The following is an 888-nucleotide window of genomic DNA, read 5'->3' on the forward strand; positions in this document are numbered from 1 at the left end:
AAATTGCTTGTAGCGTGTGTTATAGGTAGCCGTTTTGGCCGTTTAGATACTCAATTTATCATTTTTACTTGTTTTGCCAATTCTTCGTTGTCCGTCACGGTTAAGTTGTCAAGCATCCCATAAACTTCTTCGTCGTTTTGGTCTAAAAAACCAGCTACACTTACAAACAAATTCTTGTCATTTGAAAAAGTAATTTTTATGTCTTGCGGATATATAAAATTATTAGTCTTACGCGTCTTTTCTTCTGTCGTTGTAACTGTTTCCCAAGTAATATTTATATCTGTAATTTTTGTTCCAAGAAATTTTTTCCAAAGGTCGTTCGGCGAAACATTCCATTTTATATTTCCAGAAAAATCAGATTGCTCGTTTATTTTAATGCCAATACCATATTGAAAAAATTTATCATCCCAATAAATCTCCACCAATTTTTCACTGTCAGTATGAAGAAAGATTGAGAAGTCAACTGAGTCAAGGTTTTTATATTTTGTCGGATAGTTAGGTCTAGGGTTTGTCGGCTCATAATTAATTTCAGAATATTCGACTTTAATAATTGTCAGCCCAATGAGTTTTCGGCTGAATTTTTCAAAATCCAAATGTTCTTGTGTTAATGTCATTGTTTTCGTTTCTTTTTACGGTTGCCTATAACGTTCTGGCACTACAGCGGGTTTGGGAATAAATTAAGCCCATTCTTCGGATTTGCCAAATCTTCCAAATACAAAACCAATTTTCCATTAAGCCAAATGCCCAAATCCGTTGTAGTGGCTGTTACAGGCTGGTTGTTTTTAAGTTTATGTTGGCAGATTCCAACTTTCAAACTTTTGTTTGCTTTCTAATTTACGTTTCAATTTAAAGTTTTTTAAAATTTCAGTGTTTAAATTAATGCTTTTT

At 32.9% G+C, this 888-nt stretch carries 1 protein-coding gene; it reads right to left on the bottom strand.

Going from position 1 to position 888, the window contains the following annotated elements:
* Positions 1 to 50: 50 nt before the first annotated feature.
* Positions 51 to 614, bottom strand: a complete 564-nt coding sequence (locus FLP_RS24005; RefSeq protein ID WP_065452031.1) for a hypothetical protein — start codon at positions 612 to 614, stop codon at positions 51 to 53.
* Positions 615 to 888 lie beyond the last annotated feature (274 nt).

The sequence above is a fragment of the Flavobacterium piscis genome (assembly GCF_001686925.1).
Taxonomy (GTDB): Bacteria; Bacteroidota; Bacteroidia; order Flavobacteriales; family Flavobacteriaceae; genus Flavobacterium; species Flavobacterium piscis.